This window comes from Pseudoxanthomonas yeongjuensis (assembly GCF_010093345.1).
GTDB classification, from domain to species: Bacteria; Pseudomonadota; Gammaproteobacteria; order Xanthomonadales; family Xanthomonadaceae; genus Pseudoxanthomonas_A; species Pseudoxanthomonas_A yeongjuensis.
Map to the genome: position 1 here is coordinate 149684 of NZ_PDWT01000002.1, position 23500 is coordinate 173183.

16 protein-coding genes are annotated in these 23500 nt (G+C 66.0%); 9 read left to right on the forward strand and 7 right to left on the reverse strand.

All coding sequences use genetic code 11. The features are described from left to right. Nucleotides 1–60: 60 nt before the first annotated feature. From CSC74_RS07800 to CSC74_RS07810, 3 genes are read left to right on the forward strand one after another with little or no spacing between them, the layout of a single operon-like run. Nucleotides 61–1242 (forward strand): class I SAM-dependent methyltransferase, encoded by a 1182-nt coding sequence (locus CSC74_RS07800; protein ID WP_162313889.1) that lies wholly within the window; start codon nt 61–63, stop codon nt 1240–1242. After that, nucleotides 1230–1643, forward strand: a complete 414-nt coding sequence (locus CSC74_RS07805) for a VanZ family protein (protein WP_162313890.1) — start codon at nt 1230–1232, stop codon at nt 1641–1643. The genes CSC74_RS07800 and CSC74_RS07805 overlap by 13 nt, the downstream gene beginning before the upstream one ends. Nucleotides 1644–1695: 52 nt before the next feature. Then, nucleotides 1696–3525, forward strand: coding sequence for an O-linked N-acetylglucosamine transferase, SPINDLY family protein (locus tag CSC74_RS07810; RefSeq protein WP_162313891.1), 1830 nt, complete (start codon nt 1696–1698; stop codon nt 3523–3525). Between the two features lie 18 nt (nt 3526–3543). Here the strand turns inward: CSC74_RS07810 and CSC74_RS07815 are convergent, their stop codons facing one another. The 3 genes from CSC74_RS07815 to CSC74_RS07825 all read right to left on the reverse strand — a co-directional run bounded on the left by CSC74_RS07815 (nt 3544) and on the right by CSC74_RS07825 (nt 9881). Then, entirely contained in the window at nt 3544–5853 is a 2310-nt protein-coding gene (locus tag CSC74_RS07815; protein ID WP_425501442.1) for a family 20 glycosylhydrolase, read from the reverse strand. 156 nt (nt 5854–6009) lie between these two features. Then, a complete protein-coding gene (locus CSC74_RS07820) occupies nt 6010–8712 on the reverse strand; it encodes a TonB-dependent receptor (protein WP_162313892.1) in 2703 nt (900 codons plus the stop codon). Between the two features lie 137 nt (nt 8713–8849). Beyond that, the gene (locus CSC74_RS07825) at nt 8850–9881 is read right to left on the reverse strand and encodes a glucokinase family protein (protein WP_246193051.1); all 1032 of its coding nucleotides are present in this window, start codon (nt 9879–9881) and stop codon (nt 8850–8852) included. 411 nt (nt 9882–10292) lie between these two features. Here CSC74_RS07825 and CSC74_RS07830 point away from each other — a divergent pair, with 411 nt between their 5' ends. From CSC74_RS07830 to CSC74_RS07855, 6 genes are all read left to right on the forward strand, one after another. Then, entirely contained in the window at nt 10293–11576 is a 1284-nt protein-coding gene (locus tag CSC74_RS07830; protein ID WP_162313894.1) for a sugar MFS transporter, read from the forward strand. Between the two features lie 67 nt (nt 11577–11643). Beyond that, nucleotides 11644–12690: a LacI family DNA-binding transcriptional regulator gene (locus CSC74_RS07835; RefSeq protein WP_162314256.1), complete on the forward strand. Its 1047-nt coding sequence runs from the start codon at nt 11644–11646 to the stop codon at nt 12688–12690. A 15-nt stretch (nt 12691–12705) separates the two neighbouring features. Beyond that, complete coding sequence (locus tag CSC74_RS07840; RefSeq protein WP_162313895.1) at nt 12706–13743, forward strand: SIS domain-containing protein; 1038 nt, start codon at nt 12706–12708, stop codon at nt 13741–13743. Then, nucleotides 13740–14879 carry an N-acetylglucosamine-6-phosphate deacetylase gene (nagA, locus tag CSC74_RS07845; RefSeq protein WP_162313896.1) on the forward strand — a complete coding sequence of 380 codons (1140 nt, stop codon included), beginning with the start codon at nt 13740–13742 and terminating at the stop codon, nt 14877–14879. The genes CSC74_RS07840 and nagA overlap by 4 nt, the downstream gene beginning before the upstream one ends. After that, nucleotides 14876–15946 carry an acyltransferase family protein gene (locus CSC74_RS07850; RefSeq protein ID WP_162313897.1) on the forward strand — a complete coding sequence of 357 codons (1071 nt, stop codon included), beginning with the start codon at nt 14876–14878 and terminating at the stop codon, nt 15944–15946. Before nagA ends, CSC74_RS07850 begins: the two co-directional genes overlap by 4 nt. A gap of 237 nt (nt 15947–16183) precedes the next feature. Beyond that, complete coding sequence (locus tag CSC74_RS07855; protein ID WP_162313898.1) at nt 16184–17449, forward strand: PQQ-dependent sugar dehydrogenase; 1266 nt, start codon at nt 16184–16186, stop codon at nt 17447–17449. Nucleotides 17450–17525: 76 nt separating this feature from the next. Here CSC74_RS07855 and CSC74_RS07860 read toward each other — a convergent pair whose 3' ends face one another. The 4 genes from CSC74_RS07860 to CSC74_RS07875 form a co-directional block, all read right to left on the reverse strand. After that, nucleotides 17526–18443, reverse strand: coding sequence for a hypothetical protein (locus tag CSC74_RS07860; RefSeq protein ID WP_162313899.1), 918 nt, complete (start codon nt 18441–18443; stop codon nt 17526–17528). Then, nucleotides 18440–19894, reverse strand: a complete 1455-nt coding sequence (locus CSC74_RS07865) for a glycosyltransferase family 2 protein (RefSeq protein ID WP_246193053.1) — start codon at nt 19892–19894, stop codon at nt 18440–18442. Before CSC74_RS07865 ends, CSC74_RS07860 begins: the two co-directional genes overlap by 4 nt. A gap of 204 nt (nt 19895–20098) precedes the next feature. Next, on the reverse strand, nt 20099–21331 hold the full coding sequence (locus CSC74_RS07870) for a multifunctional CCA addition/repair protein (protein ID WP_162313900.1): 1233 nt from the start codon (nt 21329–21331) through the stop codon (nt 20099–20101). 167 nt (nt 21332–21498) lie between these two features. Further along, nucleotides 21499–23445 carry a transglycosylase SLT domain-containing protein gene (locus tag CSC74_RS07875; RefSeq protein WP_246193116.1) on the reverse strand — a complete coding sequence of 649 codons (1947 nt, stop codon included), beginning with the start codon at nt 23443–23445 and terminating at the stop codon, nt 21499–21501. Between the last annotated feature and the right edge of the window lie 55 nt (nt 23446–23500).

Here is a 23500-nt window from a genome sequence, read left to right on the forward strand (position 1 = left end):
GCGCCAAGCCATGCGCTGCCGTCGCGTAAGATGACGGCCTGTTTCCCGTGTTCTTCAACGATGTCCGAGCTGCCCGCGCCCGATCCCGATGCACGACGCCACAGCGAGGCACTCGCTGCGTTGATCCGCGCCGAAATCTCCGCTTCCGGCGGCAACCTCCCGTTCTCGCGCTTCATGGAGCGCTGCCTGTACGCGCCCGGCCTGGGTTATTACAGCGCCGGCAGCACCAAGTTCGGCGCTGCCGGGGATTTCGTCACTGCGCCGGAACTGGGCCCGTTGTTCGCAAGCTGCGTGGCCGAAGCGGTGGCGCCGGTGTTGCGGCAACTGGGGCCGGAAGCGGAGTTCGTCGAGATCGGCGGCGGCAGCGGCGCCTTCGCCGAGACCGTGCTCAAACGCCTGCTCGCGCTGGATGCGATGCCGGCGCGCTACGCGATCCTGGAACCCAGCGCGGATCTGCGCGAACGCCAGCGCGAGCGCCTCGGCCGCAGCCTGATTCCACCGGTCTTCGATCGCATCGAATGGCTCGATGGTCCGCCCGAGGCCCGATGGAACGGCGTGCTGTTCGCCAACGAGGTGATCGATGCCCTGCCTACGCCGCGCTTCACCTTGCGCGAGGGCGAAGTGTTCGAGGAAAACGTGGCGCTGGATGGCGACGGGCGTTTCGTGCGCAGCGACCGGCCCGCCGATGCCTTGCTCGCGGCCGCGGTGCGCCATGTCGAACGTTACCTGGGCGCGTCCTTCGCCGATGGCTATCGCTCCGAGTTGCTGCCGCAACTGCCGTACTGGCTGCAGGCGGTGATGGGCGGGTTGCAGGCCGGAGCGATGCTGTTCGTCGACTACGGTTATCCACGGCGCGAGTTCTACCTGCCGCAGCGCGACCAGGGCACGCTGCGCGCGTTCTATCGCCACCACATCCATAACGATGCGTTCCTGTGGCCCGGCCTGCAGGATCTCACTGCCTCCGTGGATTTCACCGCGCTGGCCGAAGCCGGCACGCATGCGGGCTTCGAGCTGGAGGGCTACTGCACCCAGGCCAGTTTCCTGCTCGGCAACGGCCTGCCGGAATTGCTGGAAGAAGCGGAAACTCGCGCCGATGAAGCCCGCATGCAGCGCTTGCGCAACCAAGCAAAGCAGCTGACGTTGCCCAGCGAGATGGGCGAACGCTTCCAGGTGATGGGCTTCTCGCGCCAAGTGGAATTCGGCACCGCATTCCTGTCTGGCGATCTGATGTGGCGACTGTAGTGCTGAAGCCGTTGCGACGTCCGTGGATATGGCTTGGCCTGTGGTTGCTGGCCATTGCCGTGGTGATCGGCACGTGCCTGATGCCGGGTGCGGATCTGCCGCCGATGCCGCGCAACATCGACAAGATCGAGCATGCGCTCGCGTTCTTCGTACTGGCCGCCAGCGCAGTGCAGTTGTTCAGCCCGGGCCGGGCGCTGCTGGGCGCGGCCGCGGGACTGGTGCTGCTGGGCGTGGGCATCGAGTTCGCGCAGGCCGCATTCACCGCAGACCGCAGCGGCGATCCGATGGATGCGCTGGCCGATACGATCGGCGTGCTGCTCGGCCTTGCGACCCTGGCGACCCCATGGTGTGATGCGCTGCTGCGGATGCAGAGCCGCTCGGCCGTTAATTCCCGTACCTGATGCGCACATCGCATCCGGGCACATCCTTCGACTCCGTCTGACAGGTATCAACATGCAAGGCGACACTCCGGCCGCGAGCTATACGCAGGCTTTCGATGCTTACCGGCAACACGACCTGCATGGCGCGCTGCTGCTGCTGGGCCCGCTGCTCAAAGCCGATCCAGGGCATGCCGATGGCTGGAACCTGTGCGGTGTGATCTACACCATCGAGCGCGATTTCAATTCGGCCATCGCCTGCTTCGGGCGCGCGGTCGCCGCGGGCGCAGGTGCGGGAACGCTGGTGAATCTCGGCTTCGCGCACCAGAAGCTGGAGCAATACGACCTGGCCGGGCGAGCCTATAAACAGGCCTTGCGGCAGGAGCCTTCGCTCGCCATCGCCTGGCAGAAGCTGGGCGGCCTGGAGGAAATCGAAGACCGGCCCGAACGCGCGCTGGATTGCTATCGTAGGGCGGCGCAGCTCGATCCCGCGGACTTGAAGAGCCTCGGCGATGGGCTGTTTCTGCGCCGGCACCTGGCCGACTGGTCGGGCGATGGCGGGCCGACGCCGGACGCGCTGCTGGCGGCATACGCCAGCGCTTCGCGCAGCGATTTTCCGCCGCTGTTGCTGCTGGCGCTGCCCGAGGCGGGTGCGGACGCGCAGAAGGACGCAGCCAGGAAATTCGCCCAATCGCAGTGGGCCGCCGCGCTTGCGTCGCCGCCGCTGGCACCGGCGGCCGCCGCGCTGGAAGGGCGCAGGTTGCGCATCGGCTATCTTTCGTCGGACTTCCGTGATCATGCGGTGTCCTACCTGGCGTTGGAGGCCATCGCAGCGCACGATCGCGATTCGGTCGAAGTCTTCCTGTATGCGCATGGACAGGTCGCAGCCCTGGACGAATGGCGGCAATCGGCCATCGCCGTGGCCGGGCATTTCGTGGATCTTGACGCGCTGGGCGATCGCGCCGCCGCCGAAAGGATAGCGGCCGACGGCATCGATGTGCTGGTCGACCTCAATGGTTACACCGGCAACGGGCGGCTGGGCATCGTCGCCCTGCGCCCTGCGCCGGTGGTCGCTTCGTGGCTTGGCTATATAGGCACGCTCGGCGAGCCGCGACTGGCCGATTACGTGATCGGCGATGCAGTCGCCACGCCGGCGGAAATCGCCGGACAGTTCAGCGAGTCGATCGCCTCGATGCCGCGTTGTTTCCAGCCTGGCGGCAAGCTCGAGTCGTTGCCGCCGCCGCCCTCGCGAACCAGCCAGGGCCTGCCGGAACACGGACTGGTGTTCTGCAGCTTCAACCAGACCTTCAAGCTGCATCCCGCGCTCTGGGACGACTGGTGCGAGATCCTGCGCCAGGTGCCCGACAGCGTCCTGTGGCTGGCGCCGCCGCGCAACGAGGCCGGCCAGCGCAACCTGCGTGCGGAAAGCGAACGCCGCGGGGTGGACCCCGCGCGACTGATCTTCGCCACGCAGCAACCACGCGCAGCGCACCTGGCCAGGCTGGCTCTCGCCGACGTGGCGCTGGATACCTACCCCTACAATTCCGGGGCCACGGCGAGCGATGCATTGCGCGCAGGCGTGCCGTTGCTGGCTTTCCCTGGCGATACGTTCGTCGGCCGGATGGCGGCGAGCCTGCTGTCCGTCGCCGGACTGCCCGAATGCATCGCCCGCGACCGCCACGATTACGTGGCGCTTGCCATCCGCATGGGAACCGAAGCATCGCTGCGCGAACGCACGCGCCAACGGCTGCGGGAGAACCTGCCCCACTCCGCGCTGTTCAAGCCGCAGGTTTTCGCCCATGACCTGGAGCGCTTATACCGGGCCATGCATGCGCAGAAACTCGCGGGCGCGCGCGGACCGGTACAGCTCCCGACGAGCGGCGCGTCCGCAAGGCCGGGCGCCTGACAGGACGCCATCCTCGGCTTACCGGCCCAGGGTCGCCCGGTCCAGCACCCACATCGCCGGGCGGGTGTCGCCGGTGAAGTAGATGCACAGATCCTGCGGACCGCTGGTGGGCTTCAGTTCCGTTCTGAGATCGACGAAACCGTCCGCAGCGGTTGCCGCGGGCATCGGAACCGTCGCCAGGACCGGGCCCTCGCAACCGGCCCGGATTTCAAGTTCGCCATGCACCGACTTCGCGGGCTTGAACTTGCGATGCGATTCGTCGTGCGCCAGCTGGAAGTAGTACGGCATGCGTCCGGCGCGGACCGTGATCGAGGCGATGCCGTCCAGGTCCGCGGCCTTCCATTCCCAGCACGGGTTGAAGATGTCGGCATTGAAGATCGCGCGTTCGCCCTCGGCCGGGCCGTCGTCTTCGAGGCGCAGCATCAGCGCGCCGGTGCACATCGCCAGTTCCTCGTCGCTGCGGGTCAGCAGCGATGCGGCATCGATCGTGCGCAGCGTCGGCGTCGCCAATGCCTGACCGTCGACGAATACCGTTGCGCGCAATTCCGCCGGCAGCTTCAGCTCGAAGGGCGCCGAGTATTGCTTCGATGCCGCGGTCGGATCGCTGCCATCGGTGGTATAGCGCATGTCCGCATAGCCAAGCTGGTTGGACAGGCTGACCTGGACCGTGCCCTGCTTGCGGTCCTCGATCAACGCGCTGCGCACCTCGAACGGCGTCTGCGCGTAGGCGATGTCCATTGCCCGATAGCGCTGCAGTTGCGCGGGTAGCCGTGCGACGAACCCTTCCCAGTCCTTCTTGTCCTGTGGCGACCAGGCGGTCTCCGCCAGTGCGGCGATGCGCGGGAAGATCGCGTGCTCGACCCGGGCGAAGCTGCGCATGTGTTCGGTCCACACGTTGGCCTGCAGGCCGAGGATATGCGCGCGCTTGTCCGCGGCCAGCGCCGCGGGTACCGGTTCGAACGCATAGACCTGCTCGAGGGTGATGGTGGCCGGACGCCCGGGTGGCTCGTTGGGCGAATCGGTCTGCAGGTAGTCCAGGTACAGCTTGTCGGAGGGCGACATCACCACGTCGTGGCCCTGGTTGGCCGCGACGATGCCGCCTTCGATGCCGCGCCACGACATTACCGTGGCTTCCTCCGGCAGACCGCCTTCCAGAATCTCGTCCCAGCCGATCAGGCGCTTGTGATGGGCGACCAGGAATTTCTCCAGGCGCTTGACTAGGTAGCTCTGCATTCCGGCTTCGTCCTTCACGCCGAGTTCCTTGATGCGCTCCTGCACCCGCGCCGAAGCCTTCCACTGGTCCTTGACCGCTTCGTCGCCGCCGACATGCACGTAGGTGCCGGGGAACAGTTCGACCACTTCCGCCAGCACGTTTTCCAGGAACTGGAAGGTGCTCTCCTCGACGTTGAACAGGGTGGTATTGACGCCCCATTCGTTGAGTACATGGACTTGCTTGCCGGTCACGCCGAGTTCCGGATACGCGGCCACCGCGGCCTGCGCGTGTCCGGGGGCATTGATCTCCGGAACGATGGTGATGTGGCGCTGCGCCGCATAGCGGACCACGTCGCGGATCTGGTCCTGGGTGTAGTAACCGCAATACGGACGCGGCTTCCCGTCGTTGCCCACGCCGCCGTCGCCGGCGGGGATGCGGCAACCGCCGACCGCGGCCAGCTTCGGGTAGCGCTTGATCTCGATGCGCCAGCCCTGGTCGTCGGTCAGGTGCCAGTGGAAGGTGTTGAGCTTGTGCAGCGCCATGGCATCGAGCAGTTGCTTGATTTCATCCACGGTCTGGAAATGGCGCGCGGAATCCAGCATCAATCCGCGCCAGGCGAAACGCGGGGTGTCGTCGATATGCACGGCGGCAATGCTCAGGTCATTTTTCGCGTCCGTTGTCAGCAGCTGCCACAGCGTCACCGCGCCATAGAACAGGCCGCGAGGATCGCGTGCGGACACCACGATGCGCTGCGGATCGGCATCCAGCGTGTAACTTTCGGGATTCGCGCCTGCTGCCTCCGGATCGATGCGGAAGTCGATCGCGCCCTTGTGGTCGCCCCCTGCTTCCTGGACCTTCAATTGCAGTGCATGGGTCCGGGCGACGAGGCTCGCGAACTGATCCGCGGCGGCGCGCGCCTGGGGATCCAGCGCCCGGACCGGCGTGGTCGGGCCCACGAGGAAGTTGCCCGCATGCCGTTGCATCGAGGCAGGCGCGGGGATCAACGCAGGTTCCGCCAATGCCGTGTTGTTCGCTGCCATCGCACCGAGTGGAATCGCGGCCAGCGCTGCCAGCGCCATCAATGCGGCACATCGCAAGCTATTGGAAACCGTCATCAGATCATCCTCGCAATATTGTCGATCCGGCCCGAGAGTAGTAGTGCCGCTCGGCATCTGGATCAAGCATTGGCAATCATCATCCCGCAAAAAAATCGGGCCCGGACAAGTCCAGGCCCGTGAGGGAAAGCACATCAAGCGATAGTACGTTGCCGCTTAGAACTTGAAGCGGAAGTTCAGGTAGTACTGGCGGCCGTTGCTGTAGAACGAGGTCGGAATGGCCGCGCTCTGGTAGTACTTGATGGTCGGGTTGTTGAGGTTGAGACCATCGAGGCTGATGCTCAGCCAGTCGGTGGCCTTGTAGTTCAACGAGGCCGACAGCGTGCCGAAGTCATCCTGGTAGTACGGGTTGGCGCCGGACAGGGCGATCAGGAACGACGAGCGACGGGTGTAGCTGACCCGCGCGCCGAAGGTGTCGTTCTCGAAGTAGGCGCCCACGTTGTAGGTGTCCTGCGAGTTGCCCTGCAGGTTGTTGCTGCCATCGGCCCAGGTATGCGAGCTGCTGCCATCGGAATAGGTGTAGTTGGCGTTGACCCCGAAGTGCTCGCCGATCGGCTGTTCGTACGCCACCTCCAGGCCATGGACCTTGCCGTCGGCGTTGATCGGCACGGAGACCTGGTAGGCCTCCAGCTGGTGGGTCAGCTCGCTGAACAGCATCTGCGTTTCCACGCCGAAAGCGACGTAGTCCTTCAAGTCCATCGAGAAGGCGCCGAGCGACAACAGGCCGCGCGGCATGAAGTACCACTCCAGGTTGGCGTCGAAGTTGGTGGACAGCACCGGCTTCAGGTTCGGGTTGCCGCCGCCACCGGTACGGTTCAGGTCCGAACCCCAGCTCGAGGCGCCCAGTGCGGAGTAGTCCGGCAGGGTCTGGGTCTGCGAGGCGGCGAAGCGGAACAACAAATCGTCGGCCAGTTCGAACTTGAGGTTGGCGCTGGGCAGCACGCGGCTGTACTTGTTGTTGTAGTGACGGCGATCCCAGGCGCCGAACAGGCTGCTCACGTCGGGGCTGACGGTATCGGCGAAGTAGGTGTCGATGTCCTGGTCGACGTTGACGTAGCGTAGGCCGAAATTACCGCTCCAGCGATCGCCGACGAAGTTGGCCTGGACGTAGGCGGCGAAGTTCTTCTCGGCCACCTTCCATTCGCCGCCATAGTTGTGGCGGCCGGTCGGGCCGTCGTTGTCGGACAGCCAGGTCGAGTTGGCGAGGATCGCCTCCTGCAGCGCGCCCGGGGTGAAGTACCACAGGTTGCGCGGGAAATCGCCACCGATGTCGCCGGCGAACCCGCTCGGGTACATGCCCGTGGCGCCATTCTGCAGCGCAGGCCAGATATCGCCCGGGCTGGCGCCTTCCGGCGAAAGGGCTTCACGGGTGTGGTCGGCATAGCGGGCGCCGAAGTCGATCGACGACAGGGTTCCACTGTTGAAGTACTGGCTGAAGTCGGCGGTGAACCAGTCCTCGTCGTCCTTGGCCGTCACTTCCTGGTTGCCCCAGGTACCGAAGCCGGTCACGCCAGCGGGAGAAATATCGCCGCCGACGGTCCAGTCCACCGGCGAGCCGGCGCCATGGGTGTTCCAGCTGGCGCCGCCGCCCCTGGCCAGGGTCACTTCAGCGATGAACTGGCGCGGGGTCGAGCCTTCGCCGCTGGTGGTGCCGGCCTGGAACCTGGAGCTCAGGTTGTCGGTGATCTGCCAGTCCGCGTCGAGGGTGGTGTAGCTGCTCTTGGCCGAGGCTTCGCGGTAGATCATGTCGTACACCGCGTAGTCCGTACCGGCCACGCCGGCATACGTGGCATTCGTCAGCACGCCGTTCTCGACCACATAACCGGGGTCGGGCGCCTGGGACCGGGCGAAGTTGCCGCCCCACAGCATGAAGTTGCGGTTGTAGTTGTTGGCCTTCATGTCCGAAGTGAAGTGGCTCAGGCCCAGGGTCAGGTCGTCGTTGGGCTTGAACTGGATGTCGACTAGGCCGCCCTTGCGGTCGCGGGTCTGTTCGAACAGGGTCGAACCCAGCAGGCCCGGGGCGTAGACGCCGACCAGGTCCGGGTTGCTGATGCCGGCCGCATCGGTGGCCCCGATCTGGAAGAACCCGCCCGGGACTTCCTGGGCCTCGCGGCGCAATTCGCGCTTCTGCTTGAACGCCTGGACCATCACGCCGAAGGTGCCGGCGTCGTTCTTGTAGTTGAACAGGCCCGACAACTGCGGGTCGGTGCTCTCGGCCTGGTCGGAACGGACCGCGCCGATCGAGGCTTCGGCGGTGATCTGGTCGGCGAACTGCAGTGGCCTGCGGGTGATGATGTTGACGGTACCGGTGGTGCCGCCATCCTGCAGCTTGGCCTGCGAGGACTTGTTCACTTCCACCGAGCTGACCAGCTCGGACGGCAGCAGGGTGTAGCTGACGCTGCGGCCGACGTTGCTGCCCTGGCTGAGCACGAACCAGTCGGCCGAGCCGACGCTGTGGCCGTTGATCAGGGTCTGGGTCAGGCTGGGACTGGTGCCGCGCAGGCTGACGCGGTCGGCTTCGTCGAAGCCGCCTTCGTCGGCGCTGGAGGAGCTGATGTTCACGCCCGGCAGGCGCTGCAGGGTGTCGGCCACATTGTGGGCCGGCAGCTTGCCGACATCTTCGGCGGTGACCACTTCCACGCGGGCATCGGCGTTGCGCTTGGTGTCGAGCGACTTCTCCATGCTGCCGCGGATGCCGATCACGGTGACCGTGTCCAGGTCGGTGGCGTCCTGTTCCGCATTGCTGGCGGCTTGCGGTGCCGGTGCCGGTGCTGTTGCCGTTTCCTGCGCATGCAGTTGCGCAGCGAAGCTGAGGCTCGCCACGATCGCAGCCGAGAGGATTGATTGCTTGTAATTCATGATGCTCTTCCCCATCACTGGTTGAATTGAGGCAACGAAGACCGCTGCCGTGCCTGTAGCTTCTTGTTGCTGGATCGCGCCTGCCCTGGCGGTGTAAAGCCAGCAGGTGATCCGTGGTCGCTCCGACGACTTTTCTCCTACCCACCCTCACATTGGCCGAGGTACCAGTTCGCGGCGCCGATGACGCCGAGTTGACCGTGCTCGACCAATCGCACGGGTATGCGTTCCAGCGCCGCACGCATCGGTCCCTTGTTGAGGAACCGTTCGACGAAGCTGCTGTTCAAGAGGAATTCGCGGATCTGCGGCAGGATCCCGCCTGCCAGATAGATGCCGCCCTGCACGCCGTAGAGCAGGGCCATGTCGCCGACCGCGCTGCCGAGCAGGCCGCAGAAGATCTCCAGGCTTTCGCGCGCCAGCGGGTCGCTGCCCGACGCGGCGGCGGCGGTGATCTCGCCCGGTGTCCTGTAAGTGTTCCGGGCGCCGCGCAATGCGCACAGCGCGTTATGCAGGTTCATCAGGCCGGGGCCGGAGAGCGCGTATTCGACCGGCACATGAGTGCGGTCCTTCAGCATCTCGGACAGCAGCGCCATCTCGATGGTGTTGCCTGCGGTCAGTGCCGCCTGGCCGGCTTCGGTGGCCAGGACCACGGCACGCTTGCCGGTGGGAATCCACACCGCCGCACCCAGGCCGGTACCGGGACCCAGGACCAGGGTAGGGCCGGCGACCGGGGCGATTTCCGGGCCGGTCAGGCGCAGCACTTCGCTGGCATCCACGTAGGCCGCCGCGTGGGCGACGGCCTCGAAATCGTTGACCAGGCGGAGCTCGCGGAAACCCAGGCGTTCGCCGATCGCGCGCGGCGACAGGCGCCACGGCAGATTGGCGGTGATGACGGTGCCGTCCTCCAGCGGGTAACCGGCGCTGGCGATCACGCCACGGCTGACGGTTTCCCCATCCAGGGCGCCGATGAAGTCCTCGATGATCTCGGCCAGGCCGGGGTACTGCGCGCAGACGTACTTGCGGTACTGCAGCACGCTGACCGGGTGGGCCGGGTCGCCGCTTTCCTGGACCAGGCCGATGCGCACATGGGTGCCGCCCACGTCCGCGGCGATGAACCGCTCGTGCAGCGTGTCCTGGGGAACGACCGGCGTTGGATTGGCGTTTGCGACCACACATCTCCCCATGTCTTTCGCGGCTGCTTGCAGGAATCCGCAGTGCCATGACGCCGGAGTGTGTGAGCGGTCTGACAACGTTGTCAACAGTCGGTCACGAAAAACCGCTAAGACCCTCCCTCTTCACGACAACAAGGGAACTGAATAGGGGAATCAGTATGCATTCGATCCGGAAATGATTATTAATGTTCATATTCAGGCATATAGCCCTGCTGCCAGTGCGGACATCTTGCTGCAGTGCAGGATAGTGTCAGGGCGTTGGATTGACTTCCGGATGCGATCCCGAGGGGCGCGAAGTGGCTCCAAACGAAAAAGTATGACAACGTTATTCCCAGTTCGATCCGCGCACCCGACCCGGGCATGGCCCCCAAGGCGCCATCGCGGCCACCGTCAGCAGGGGAGTCCATCGCCATGACCGCAGTACCCGCCACTGCCGCCGCCGCGGCCAACCGGCACATCGGTTCCATCGCCATCATCGGCGCGCTGTTCTTCATCATCGGCTTCTTCACCTGGATCAACGGACCGCTGATCACCTTCGTCAAGCTCGCCTTCGACCTGGATGATGTGAATGCGTTCCTGGTGTTGATGGTGTTCTACCTGTCCTACTTCTTCCTCGCGCTTCCGGCGGCCTCGCTGCTCAAGCTCACCGGCATGAAGAAAGGCCTCGCCCTGAGTCTGCTGGTGATGGCGGTGGGCGCGGCGATGTTCGGCCAGCTCGCCACGCAGCGCTGGTATCCGGGGGCGCTGGCCGGCCTGTTCGTGATCGGCGGCGGGCTTGCGTTGTTGCAGACCGCGGTCAATCCGTACATCAGCATCCTCGGCCCGATCGAAAGCGCGGCCCAGCGCATCGCCCTGATGGGCATCTGCAACAAGGTGGCCGGGATCCTGGCGCCGTTGCTGATCGGTACCGTGGTCCTGCACGGCATCGGCGATCTTTCCGAGCAGGTCGCGGCAGCGGACGCGGCGGCGAAGACGCAACTGTTGAACGATTTCGCGGCCAAGATCCACACGCCTTATCTGGCGATGGCGGGCGTGCTGGTGTTGCTGGCCGGCGCGATCCTGTTTTCCTCGCTGCCCGAACTCAAGACTTCCGAGGCCAATGCCGAACGCGGCGGCATGGGTGCGGTCGGCAAGCGCAGCATCTTCCAGTTCCCGCACCTGTGGCTTGGCGTGCTGTGCCTGTTCGTGTACGTGGGCGTGGAAGTGCTGGCGGGCGATGCGATCGGCACCTATGGCAATGGCTTCGGCCTGCCGCTGGACCGGACCAAGATGTTCACCTCGTTCACCCTTGGCGCGATGCTGATCGGCTATCTGGTGGGGCTGGTGGCGATCCCGCGCTTCATCTCGCAGGAGCGCTACCTCAGCGTGTCCGCGGTGCTGGGCGTGCTGTTCGCCATCGGCGCGTTCCTGACCCATGGCTACGTCTCGGTGGGTTTCGTCGCGGCACTGGGCTTCGCCAACGCGATGATGTGGCCTGCGATCTTCCCGCTGGCGATCAAGAGTCTGGGCCGCTTCACCGAGACCGGCTCGGCGTTGCTGATCATGGGCATCGCCGGTGGCGCGATCATTCCGCGCTTGTTCGTGGTGCTGAAACAGCATTACGACTTCCAGCTGGTGTTCGCCGCGGTGGCGATCCCCTGCTACCTGTACATCCTGTACTACGCATTGCGCGGCCACCGCGCCGGCATGAAGTGATGCGGCTGCGTATCCTTGCCGATCCGATGCAGTCCTGAAGCGAGCCACGACCATGACCGAACCGTCCCTGCGCAGGCCGACCATCAAGGATGTCGCCGAGCGCGCGAAGGTCTCGCTGAAGACCGTCTCCCGGGTGATCAACAACGAGCCCTCGGTGATGCAGGGCACGCGCGCGCGGGTGCTGCATGCCATCGCCGAACTCGATTACGAGCCCGATCAGTCCGCGCGCAACCTGCGCAGCGGCACCCCGTTCGTGATCGGCCTGACCTACGACAACCCCAATCCGTACCACATCATCGGCGTGCAGAACGGCGTGCTGGCGGCGTGCCGCGAGACCGGTTTCGGCCTGCAGATCCATCCCTGCGATTCCACCTCGCCGTTGCTGGCCGAGGAGTTGTCCGAACTCGTGCAGCGTTCGCGCCTGGCCGGCCTGGTGCTGACCGCACCGATGTCGGAAAGCATGGAGCTGGTCAACGCGCTGGCCGCGCGCGGGGTCAAGCTGGTGCGGATCATCGCCGCCACCGAGGATCCTCGCGATGGACATGCCTGCGTGTACGTGGACGACAACGATGCCGCCTACGAAATCACCGAGCACCTGATCCAGCTCGGCCACCAGCGCATCGGTTTCCTCTGGGGCGGGCTGGCCCATCGTTCCAGCACCGAGCGCTACAGCGGTTACGAGCGCGCGCTGAAGGACTACGGCATCACCCTGGACAAGCACCTGGTGGTGCCGGGCGATTACACCTTCGATGACGGCTTCCGTGGCGCGCGTCGCCTGCTCGCCTTGCGCGAACCGCCGACAGCGATCTTCGGATCCAACGACGAAATCGCCGCCGGCGTGCTCGCCGCCGCCAAGTCGGCGGGCATGAACGTGCCCTACGACCTGTCCATCGCCGGCTTCGAGGACAGCCCGTTCTCCAGGCAGTCCTGGCCCGCGCTGACCACCGCCAAACAGGCCACCGAAGACATCGCCCGGCAGGCCGCGCGGCTGCTGATCGCCGGTTTGCGCCACGACGCCTACGACGAGAATCCCACCCCGCTGCACAACCAGGGCTTCGTGCCGCAACTGGTGGTGCGCGGCTCCACCGCGCCGGTACGTCCGCGCAACGATTGAAATGAACCCGAGCCGATGAACAAACCCCGCTTGCCCGATCCCGACCAGACCCTGATGCATGCGGAGGCCGCGCAGACCGCCGACGTGGTCGCCGCGCAGTTCGCGCGCAACGAAGCGGTGATCGCCACTTTGGCCGAAGACCTGCGCCGCAACCCGCCCCCGTTCGTGGCGACCTGCGCGCGCGGCAGTTCCGACCATGCCGCGACCTACGCCAAGTACCTGTTCGAGACCCAGTTGGGCATCGTCACCGCTTCGGCCTCGCCGTCGGTCGGTTCGGTGTACGAAGCGAAGCAGAAACTGCAAGGCGCGCTGTACCTCGTCATCTCGCAATCGGGGAAGAGTCCGGATCTGCTGCGCAACGCCGAGGCAGCGCGTGAGGCGGGCGCGCGCGTGGTCGCGCTGGTCAACGTGGAGGATTCGCCGCTGGCGCAACTGGCGCATACCGTGATCCCGCTGCATGCCGGACCGGAGCGCAGCGTGGCGGCGACCAAGAGTTATCTCTCGTCGCTGTCGGCGATCCTGCAGCTGGCCGCGCACTGGAAGAACCAAGCGCCGCTGCTGGATGCATTGGTGAAGCTGCCCGACGAATTGCGTGCCGCTTGGCAGGCCGACTGGTCGCCGCTGACCGAAGGCCTGGTCGATGCGCACAACCTGTTCGTGCTCGGTCGCGGACTGGGCCTGGCCGCGGCGCAGGAAGCCGCGCTCAAGTTCAAGGAAACCTGCGGCCTGCATGCCGAGGCCTACAGTTCGGCGGAAGTGAAGCACGGGCCGATGGCGCTGGTGGGGCCGGGCTTCCCGGTGCTGTGCTTCGCCCAGCCCGACGAAACCGAGGCGGGCACGCTGGCACTGGCCAAGGAATTCCGTGCGCGCGGCGCGGAAGTATGGGTGTCGTCGGCGCATGGCGATCTGCCGCTGGTGCAAGCTTCGCATCCGGCCTGCGCGCCGCTGCTGACCATCCAGAGTTTCTATCGCGCGATCAATGCGCTGGCGCTGCTTCGCGGGCACAATCCCGACGTGCCGCCGCATCTGAACAAGGTCACCGAAACCGTATGAGCAGTCTCGCCCTGATCAATGGCCGCGTGCTGACCGATCGCGGGATCGAGGACGGCCTGGCGGTGGTGATCGAAAACGGGCGGATCGCTGCGGTGATTACGCCCCAACAGGCTTTGCAACGCGCGACTGAAGTACACGACTTGCAGGGCGCCACCTTGTTGCCGGGATTCATCGATTGCCAGGTCAACGGCGGTGGCGGCGTGCTGTTCAACAACTCCACGGATGTCGCCGCGTTGCGGCGCATCGGATCGGCGCATCGCAAGTTCGGCACCACCGGCTTCCTGCCGACGCTGATCAGCGACGATGTCGGTCGGATGGGCGAAGCGATCGCCGCCGCCCGCGACGCCATCGTCCAGGGCGTGCCCGGCGTGCTCGGCATCCACCTGGAAGGCCCGTACATCGCCCCGGCGCGCAAGGGCACCCACGACGCCAGCAAGTTCCGCGTGCCCGATGCGCAGGAAATCGCGCTGGCCACCGGCCTGGACAACGGCATCACCCTTGTCACCCTGGCGCCGGAGCGTGTTGGCGCAGAGACGATCCGCGCGTTCGTGCAACGTGGTGCGATTGTCTGCGCCGGCCATACCGCAGCCAGCTACGAAGAAGCGCGCGCCGGCATCGAGGCGGGCATCAGCGGCTTCACCCATCTGTACAACGCGATGTCGCCGCTGACCGGGCGCGAACCCGGCGCGGTCGGCGCGGCGCTGGAGGATGCGCAGGCCTGGTGCGGGGTCATCGTCGATGGCCATCACGTGCATCCGGCCAGCCTGCGCGTGGCGCTGGCGGCCAAGCCGCGCGGCAAGGTCTTCCTGGTCACCGATGCGATGCCGCCGGTCGGTGCGGATGATCCCAGCTACGAGCTGTACGGCGAGACCATCACCGCACGCGATGGCGTGGTGCGCAATGCCGCCGGCTCGCTCGCCGGCTCCGCGCTGGACATGGCCACCGCGGTGCGCAACAGCGTGGCGATGCTCGGCGTGCCGCTGGAGGAAGCCGCGCGCATGGCTTCGGCGTATCCGGCGGCATTCCTCGGCATCGGCGATCGTTACGGACGCATCGCGCCGGACTACCACGCCGACCTGGTGGCGCTGGATGGCGACCTGCAAGTCGTCGCCACCTGGATAAACGGAAAGCAATGAACTCCACGCAGCGCTTCGCTTCGGTCGACGCGCTGCGCGGCCTCACCGTCGCAGCGATGCTGCTGGTCAACGATCCGGGCGACTGGGGCCATGTGTACTGGCCATTGCTGCATTCGGAATGGAATGGCTGCACGCCGACCGACCTGGTGTTCCCGTTCTTCCTGTTCATCGTCGGCGTATCGATCGCGCTGGGCATCGTGCCACGCGTCGAAGCGGGCTCGGATGTTGCCGTGCTGCGACGCGCAGTGTTGCTTCGCGCGGCGAAGATCGTCGGTCTCGGACTGATCCTGCATGCGCTGGCGTTCTGGTTGCTGGACAAGCCCTGGTTCCGGCCCTGGGGTGTGCTGCAGCGGATAGGCCTGTGTTTCGCGGTGGTCGGCCTGCTCGCGCTGGCGACGCGTGCGCGTGCGCAGTGGCTGCTGATCGCGGCCTTGCTTCTGGGTTATTGGGCGTTGCTCGCCGCAGGCGGTTCGTATGCGCCGTGGGACAACCTGGCCAGTCGCCTCGATACCGCGATGCTGGGACCCATGGCCTACCAGTTCGACCCGACGACCGGCCGCGGCCACGATCCGGAAGGCCTGTTGAGCACGCTGCCCTCGATCGCAACCACCTTGCTGGGCTTGCGTGCGGGCGACTGGCTGCGTCGGGGGCAAACCCGACGCCTGTTGTTGGCGGCGGTGATCGCGCTGGCGCTGGGATTGGCCTGGTCGCAGGTATTCCCGTTCAACAAGAACCTGTGGACTTCTTCGTACGCGCTATGGACCGCGGGCTGGGCGATGCTGGCGCTGGCGCTCGGTCATGTGCTGGTCGATGGAAGGAGGTGGCCGGCCGTGGGCCGCAGCTTCGGGGTCAATGCGATCGCCGCTTACGCAGGTTCGGCGATCATGGTTTACGTGTTCGCAGCGCTGGGTTGGTGGGAGCCGATCTATAGCGTCGGCTTCAGCGATTGGATGACGCCGCGTTTCGGACCATACCTGCCTTCACTGACATTTGCCCTGGCCTTCGTGGCGTTCTGGTGGGTGGTGGTGCGTTGGATGGACAAACGCGGCTGGCATGTGAAGGTCTGAGCCCAGGAATCGCCGATCGGGCCACTCTCCGACCTTGTAGATACGAGCTTGCTCGGATGCTCTTGGCGGGAATCAAAAGCATCCGAGCAAGCTCGGATCTACAAGGCAACAGCAAGTGCTTTTGGGTCCGTGCCAAGCTCGCCGCGCCGCAGCCCGCTTCGGACCGGCAGTCCAATCACGTTTTCCTTCCGCGGATTGCGGTAGAAACCGTCAGGCATCCCGATGCGAACTCGCGCCATGAAGCCCTTCCTCTGCCTGGTCGCCTGCACCGCCCTGCTGTCGGGCGCCTGCCAGCGTCCCACGACCAACGAAACCGGGAAAAGCGCAGCCGAAGAATCCCGCAACCGTCCCATCGCGGGAATCCTCGGCGCAAAGCCTTCGCAGGCCGTTTCCGCACCGCAGGCCGCTGCGGGACCGCGGGTGACGGGTGGCAACGCACCAGTGCGTCGCGTTCTCGATCCGCCGTTCAAGAGCACCGAGGTCGCGCGTTTCAACCAGCCCTGGGCGATGGTCTTCCTGCCCGATGGCCGCCTGCTGGTCACCGAGAAGCAGGGCCGCCTGCGCCTGATCGATGTCGCCTCCGGCGCGATCGGCGAAATAAGCGGCGTCCCGGCCGTGGCGTATGGGGGGCAGGGCGGTTTCGGCGACGTGGTCCTGCATCCGCAGTTCGCCAGTAACAGACTGGTCTACCTCAGTTACGCGGAACAGGGATCTGGCGGCATGCGCGGCGCGGCCGTTGCCCGTGCGGCCTTGAACCTGGAACCGGGCAGCAACAATGGCAGCCTGTCCGGCCTGCAGGTGATCTGGCGGCAAGTGCCGAAGGTGGGCGGAGAGAACCATTACAGCCATCGCATCGCCTTCGACCGCAACGGCAAACTGTTCATCAGTTCCGGCGAACGCCAGCAGTTCGCCCCGGCGCAGGACATGCAGAGCAACCTGGGCAAGATCGTGCGCCTGAATGCCGATGGTTCCATTCCCACCGACAATCCTTTCCACAGCCAGGGCGGCGTCGCGGCACAAGTGTGGACGCTGGGCCATCGCAACGTGCTGGGCCTGGCCTTCGATGCGCAGGGCCGGCTCTGGGAACATGAAATGGGCCCGATGGGTGGCGACGAACTCAACCTGATCGAACGCGGTTCCAACTATGGCTGGCCGATCGTCTCCAACGGCGACAACTACGATGGCAGCGTGATTCCCGACCATCCGACCCGCCCGGAATTCAATGCGCCCGAAGCCTGGTGGACGCCGGTGATCGCGCCGGCCGGCTTCATCATCTACAGCGGCGACCTGTTTCCGTTTTTTCGCGGCAATGGCTTTATCGGCGGCTTGGCTTCGCAGGCCTTGATCCGGATCGAATTCAACGGCGTGCAGGGCCACGAGGCCAGGCGCTATCCGATGGGCCAGCGCATTCGCGAAGTGGAACAGGGGCCGGATGGCGCGATCTGGTTGCTGGAAGACGGCAGCAGCGCGCGGTTGCTGAAACTGACGCCGAACTACGGGTAAGCCTTGGAATCCCGAAGGCGTTTCTGCAAGGGGGCAAGGCCATCCTTCAGACGACCTTGCCGATCGACAGCAACGTTCAAAACCCGATGACGGCTTCCAGGCTCAAGTAGCGGTAGGCATAGCTGCCGGCGCCAGTGTCGTTGAGTACCGGCGTGTCCTTGTAACCGGCGTTGGCGCGCAGCCAGGCCTGCTTCCAGTGCGGCGTGTCCACGCCGATCTCGAACATGCGCGCGCGCTTCCAGCCCTCGCTGTCGCTGCGCTGGCGGCCCCAGCCGGCGACCGCGCGCCACTGGTAGCCCGCATGGTTGCGACGCAAGGCCACCACGCCCAGCGCTTCGCCATACCATGCCGGCGAGTAGTAGTCGCCCTCTGCCGGATCGCTGTTGCGGAAGTAGCGGCTGCGCAACTGCACGCTGATGCCCTGTTCGGGGAATGCGGCGAAGACGAGGTTGCCGCGCAGATGCGTGCGCAGGTTGTCGCCCGCGCCGAAATCCTGCACGCCCACCAATCCGGTGGCGGTCCAGCGCTCGTCGAGCGGCAGGTCCAGCGCGGCGCCGGCGAAGGTCTGCACCAGGCCGCGCTCGGCGCCGTCGCGGGTCTCCAGGATTTCCCGCTCCAGGAAGAATTCCTTGCGTCGTGCGTCTTCGCTATGCAGGGAAGCGCTGCCCAACAGCGCATCGCCATTGGTGCCCGCATCCACCTTCCAGCGCCAAAGGTCTCCGCCGCCCGCGGCGCGCACGTACAGGCGCTGTTCGGTCTGCGACCAGTCGTCGCCGGCGAAACGCGCGCGCTCCACCTTCGCCCCCAGCCAGCGGTCGTCGCTGTAGCGGCGCAGGTCCCAGCCCAGTCCGTATTTCTGGGTTTCGTTGCCGTCGGCGTCGGAAGAAAGCCACAGCTCCGGCCGCAGCGCCTGCTCCGGCTGCGTTTTTTCGGCCGCGGCCGCGGCCATCGGCAGCGCCATCAATAGCGCGATGACCAGTGCGTTGCGCATCATTTCGTGCCCCAGGTCTTGCGCAGGCGCAGGAGTTCGGCGGTATAGCCCAGCACGCATACCGGCTGCAGCAGCATCGTGTAGCCAAGGGTGTAGAACAGGAAGCCGCCGATGTTGCGCCGCACGTGCAGGTCCTGCTTCTTGAACATGCGGGTCTGCACGCCGAAGATCACGGCGTTCCACAGCATCGCCAGTGGCAGCACCAGCAGGGTCATCAGGCCCGCGATCCAGTAGTAGCCGAACAGCGCCAGCACCAGGCCGGGCAGGAAAGCCAGGGTGTAGGCCAGATCCAGGGGCAGGAACAGCAGGTTCCACCAGATGAACAGCGTGCTCATGCGCGCCTTGAACAGCAGGCGGCCGTGGCGCGCGAAGGCCTCCATCAAGCCACGCGACCAGCGCTGGCGCTGGCGTGCGAACTGTCCGACCGTAGCCGGCACGTTGGTGAACAGGCAGGCGTCTTCGCAATAGCCGACGCGCGCGCCGGTCGCCAGCAGCGCCCACGACACCACGATGTCCTCGCCCACGCATTCCGGCCAGCCGCCGACCTGTTCCAGCGCTTCGCGGGTATACAGCGAGAAAGCGCCCTGGGCGACCAGGGTGCCGTGGTACATGCTCTGCATGCGCTTGACCGCGGCGATGCCGTGGAAGTAATCCCACTCCTGCGCGCGGGTCAGCCAGTTTTCGCGCGAGTTGCGCACCAGCACGGCGCCGGCGACGGCCACCGTGCCACTCGGGTCGGAGAGGAAGCGCTGGGTGATCTTGCGCAACGCATCGGAGCGCAGGTAGGAGTCGCCATCCACGGTGATCACCAGGCGCTGGCCGGTTTCGGCCAGGCCCCGGTTCAGCGCGGCCGATTTGCCGCGGTTGCGCGGCTGCGCCAGCACCCGGATGCGCAGCCCGTCGCGCGACAGGGCCACGGCGCTCGCCCGGGCCCGGGCCAGGGTGTCGTCGGTGGAGCCATCGTCGATCACCACCACCTCGACGTTGCCCGTGTAGTCCTGGCGGGCCAGGCTGAGCAGGGTGTCGTCGATGTTGCCGCTTTCGTTGTAGCAGGCGACCAGCACGCACAGGTCCGGGTAACGTGCGAATTCGCGTCGCTGCGGGCGCCGGTCGCTGAGGATGGAGCCGATCAGGAACGCATTCATGAAGCCGGGCACGTAGGCGATGAACACGATCACCGTCAAGGCCAGGCCGAAGCCGATCACGTGCGACAGCTCGCCCAGCCAGGTTTGCGAAAGCCATACGCTGAGCGCCATCCAGGCGGAAGCGAAAAGCAGCACCAGCATGAATTTCAGGCGCAGCGGAACGTACAGGCGACCGGTCTTGGAGGCGGGCGCGTGTTCGATAGCCGGCGCAGGCAGTTGAGCAGCGTCGTATTCGGGAGTCGAAGGGGGAGCTAAGGCAGGTTCGTACATGGCGGTCTTGATCGCATATCGCGGATGGGGACCGTTCAAGCAATTATCGTGCCATCTATCGAAGGGCCTGTAAGAGGTGCGTTTCCACAAGGATTTGTGGGAGCAGTTCGCAAATTGATGTGATGTTTGTCACATTTGTGCCCGATTGCGTCGGTAATCGCCCATGCAGCCGACCTGGGGGGAGTGAATAAAGGCCGCTGATACCCGCGAACGTCACGGCATCCCGCCGGAATCAAGGAATCGTCAGCGCGTTTCCCGGTTTCTCGCCTTCCCGATCGCAGTGACCCGTGCCTTTTTGAGCGCTTCGCCGACGGCTGGGCCGCTGTGGGTTTCATTATCGATGTCGCGGGCGTTGACCGCGAGCGCGGCCGCGTGCAACCGCAGCAGGTCGCGAGCCTGCGGGTACTCGGCTTCCGCGCTGCCCAGCCGCCCGCGTTTATCCGCTTCGCAGACCAGTGCCAGCTGGGCGATGCGTTCGGGTTTGCGGAAGGCGTCGCAACGCGCCAGCAGTTCGAATACGGTCGCATCGCGCAACTCGTCCAGGCGGTGCACATTGAGGTGCTCGCGGCAGGCCACGATCGCCAGTTCGCGATGCGCCGCCGGGACTTTGAATCGCCCGCATAGCGCTCTCAGCGGCGCGAGGCCGGCCTGCTCGTGGCCGATGTGCTTCGGCAGCACGTCCGCAGGCGTGAGCGCCTTGCCCAGGTCGTGGGTCAAGGCGGCGAAACCGATCAGGTCATCGCCGGGCGCCAGCCGCGCGGCCATGTCGCTGACCATTTCCTGATGCAGGCCCGTATCGATCTCGGGATGGTATTCGGCGCGTTGCGGCACCCCGTACAGGGCATCGATTTCCGGCAGCACCTGGGCCAGCGCGCCGCAGTCACGCAGGGTGCGGAGGAAGGCGGAGGGCGTGGGAGAACGCAGGGCGCGCGACAGTTCCTGCCAGACGCGCTCGGGCACCAGTTCGGCCAGTTCGCCGCCGTTGGCCATGTCCTGCATCAGGGCCATCGTTTCCGGCGCGACATGGAAGTCGAGTGCGGCGAAACGCGCCATGAAGCGCGCGGCGCGCAACACCCGCAGCGGATCCTCGGCGAACGCGGTTCCGGCATGCCGCAGCACGCGTTGTTCGATATCGCGCGCGCCGCCCAGCGGATCCACCAGCTTGCCGTCCTCGTCCTGGGCGATCGCGTTGATGGTGAAATCGCGGCGCCGGAGGTCTTCCTCGAGCGTCACCGACGGATCGGCATCGACGACGAAACCGCGATAGCCGCGCCCGCTCTTGCGCTCGGTGCGGGCCAGTGCGTACTCCTCGCCGGTCTGCGGATGCAGGAACACGGGGAAGTCGCGGCCTACCGGCTTGAAGCCGAGCGCGAGCATTTCCTCCGGGGTGCTGCCGACCACGACATGGTCGTTGTCGCCGGGTTTCAGGCCCAGCAAACGGTCACGGACTGCGCCGCCGACGAGGTAGGTTTTCATGTTCGGATGATGCCTGATTTTCCTTCTCCCTCCGGGAGAAGGTGCCCGCAGGGCGGATGAGGGAATGGATTATCAGATCGTAGAAGACTCCACTACGCGCAGAATTCTCCTTCCCCCATCCGTCGCTTCGCGCCACCTTCTCCCGGTGGGAGAAGGAAAGCTGGAGATCAGCTCTTCGGCACCAGCGCCGTAGGGCAGGTAAACGATTTGCGCTTGCCGCCGCTGCGTCCGAGCATGCGGTCGGTGACCGGCAGCGCGTTGCCGGTCAAGCGCCAGTCGTAGATCACGCTGAAGGCGAGGATCCGCGCCACGTATTCGCGGGTTTCCTTGTAGCTGATCGTCTCGATCCAGAAATCGGCGTCGAAGCCGGGGCGTTGCGATTGCCAGCGCGCGGTCGGGGTCGGGCCGGCGTTGTAGGCGGCGATGGCCACGTAGGGCGTGCCGTACTTGTTCAACATCTGCCGCAGGTAAGCGGTGCCCAGCATGATGTTGGTGTCGGAATCGTACAGGCTGGCCGCGCCGCCCCACGGCAGGCCCTGGCTCCTGGCCACGGTGGCGCCGGTGCCCGGCAGCACCTGCATCAGGCCCATCGCATTGGCGCCGGAGCGCGCCTTGGGATTGAAGAGGCTTTCGGCGCGGATCTCGGCCGCGACCCAGGCCGGGTCGATGGCCTGTTTCGCCGCTTCGCGGCGGATGGTCGCATCGTGGTGCAGCGGGAAGCGCAATTCGTACAGGCGCAGTTCTTCCGGGCGGCTCTGGCCGCCGGCCTTGCCCAGCGAAAACACCGCGCGGTCGAACCAGCCGTTGTCGCGCGCCACTTCCACCGCGATCCGGCGCTGGGTGTCGTCGAATCGCGTCAGCGCGCTGTTCCATTCGCTGGTCGCCCAGCCCACGCGTTCCAGTTTCCACAATTCCATCGCCCGGACGATGGCCGGGTCGCGCGCGATCGCCGCCTGGGCCTGCGCGCTGTCGTTGGGAATCCAGGCGCACAGCGCGTACGGCTGGTCGAGGCGGTCGGCGGCGAGGAAACCGTGGAAAGTGGCCGACTTCGCTGCTTCCTGGAACAGGCGCTGGGCCCCGGCCTTGTTGCCGGTTTCCTCTTCCAGGCGTCCTTCGAAATACAGCCAGCGCGAATCCCCGCGCTGGGTCTTGGGCATCTTGCGGATAGCGGCCAGCGCCGCGCGCCAGTCGCCACGTGCCATGGCTTCGCGCACCCGCCATTCGTGCAGTCTTTCGTCGTAGACCGATTCGGGCACCGCATTGAGGCGCCGCGCCGAATCGGGATCGTACGAGGCCACCGTCCACAACGCCGCTTCATACAGCACCTTGCCGCGCTCGGTTTCGTCCATGCCCAGCGCGGTCGCGTATTGCGGCAACTGCAGCTCGGCCGCGGCCGGGGCCGACTTGGCCAGGCGCATCAGGCCGTACATGGCGACCTTGCGGCTGCGTTCGGTCCGCGGCCAGTTGAGCGCGCGCGGAGTCACCGTTTCCAGGAACGAGGCGTACTCGTTGGCCTGCGCGGCTTCGGACGCCGGCAGGCCGCGCGCGGCGCTGCGCATGACTGCGGGCTGCTGTTCGGCCGCGGCTTTCTCGATCCGTTCCCAGCGCAGTGCCGGCGGCAGGCCGCCCTGCGCGCCGAGGATTGCGAACACCGGATCGCAGCTGTCCGGCAACGGCTTGCCGCTGCCGGTCCAGAGTTTCTGCGCGTCGGCGGTCCATTGCGCATCGGCCTTGCCCATGGCCTGGCGCGCGTTGAGTTCGGCGCATTGCAGGCCGACATTGGAGGTCGGTGTCCAGGACGCGAGCAGGGTCGGCCAGTCCTGGCGCCGCGACAGCGCCGGCAACCATGCGACGCGGAACGCATCGGCTACCGCCTGGCCTTGGTAACGCTTGAGGAAGGACTGCGCCCGCGCGGTCGGCAAGGTGTCGATATCGCGCTTGAGCGCGGCGAATTCCACCCAGCCATACAACGGATGCGTGGCGAGTCCCGGATATCGCGCGGCATCGAACTGTCCGCTCTCCGCCGCCTGCAATGCCGCCTGGATCTGCGGGCGCTGCGCGTCGAGGTTCTGCGCGTGGGCGACGCCCGAAAGGAACATGCTGGAAAGGAGCATGCCGCAAGCGGCGGCGAGTACGATGGCGTGGCGGGATCTGATCATGATCGAATGG

Bases quoted from the DNA above. Each gene is read 5' to 3' on its own strand.
- CSC74_RS07870 (WP_162313900.1), bottom strand. From the start codon at position 21,331: ATGAAAACCTACCTCGTCGGCGGCGCAGTCCGTGACCGTTTGCTGGGC.
- CSC74_RS07820 (WP_162313892.1), bottom strand. From the start codon at position 8,712: ATGAATTACAAGCAATCAATCCTCTCGGCTGCGATCGTGGCGAGCCTC.
- CSC74_RS07840 (WP_162313895.1), top strand. From the start codon at position 12,706: ATGAACAAACCCCGCTTGCCCGATCCCGACCAGACCCTGATGCATGCG.
- nagA (WP_162313896.1), top strand. From the start codon at position 13,740: ATGAGCAGTCTCGCCCTGATCAATGGCCGCGTGCTGACCGATCGCGGG.
- CSC74_RS07860 (WP_162313899.1), bottom strand. From the start codon at position 18,443: ATGATGCGCAACGCACTGGTCATCGCGCTATTGATGGCGCTGCCGATG.
- CSC74_RS07810 (WP_162313891.1), top strand. From the start codon at position 1,696: ATGCAAGGCGACACTCCGGCCGCGAGCTATACGCAGGCTTTCGATGCT.
- CSC74_RS07830 (WP_162313894.1), top strand. From the start codon at position 10,293: ATGACCGCAGTACCCGCCACTGCCGCCGCCGCGGCCAACCGGCACATC.
- CSC74_RS07815 (WP_425501442.1), bottom strand. From the start codon at position 5,853: ATGACGGTTTCCAATAGCTTGCGATGTGCCGCATTGATGGCGCTGGCA.
- CSC74_RS07875 (WP_246193116.1), bottom strand. From the start codon at position 23,445: ATGCTCCTTTCCAGCATGTTCCTTTCGGGCGTCGCCCACGCGCAGAAC.
- CSC74_RS07855 (WP_162313898.1), top strand. From the start codon at position 16,184: ATGAAGCCCTTCCTCTGCCTGGTCGCCTGCACCGCCCTGCTGTCGGGC.
- CSC74_RS07850 (WP_162313897.1), top strand. From the start codon at position 14,876: ATGAACTCCACGCAGCGCTTCGCTTCGGTCGACGCGCTGCGCGGCCTC.
- CSC74_RS07800 (WP_162313889.1), top strand. From the start codon at position 61: ATGTCCGAGCTGCCCGCGCCCGATCCCGATGCACGACGCCACAGCGAG.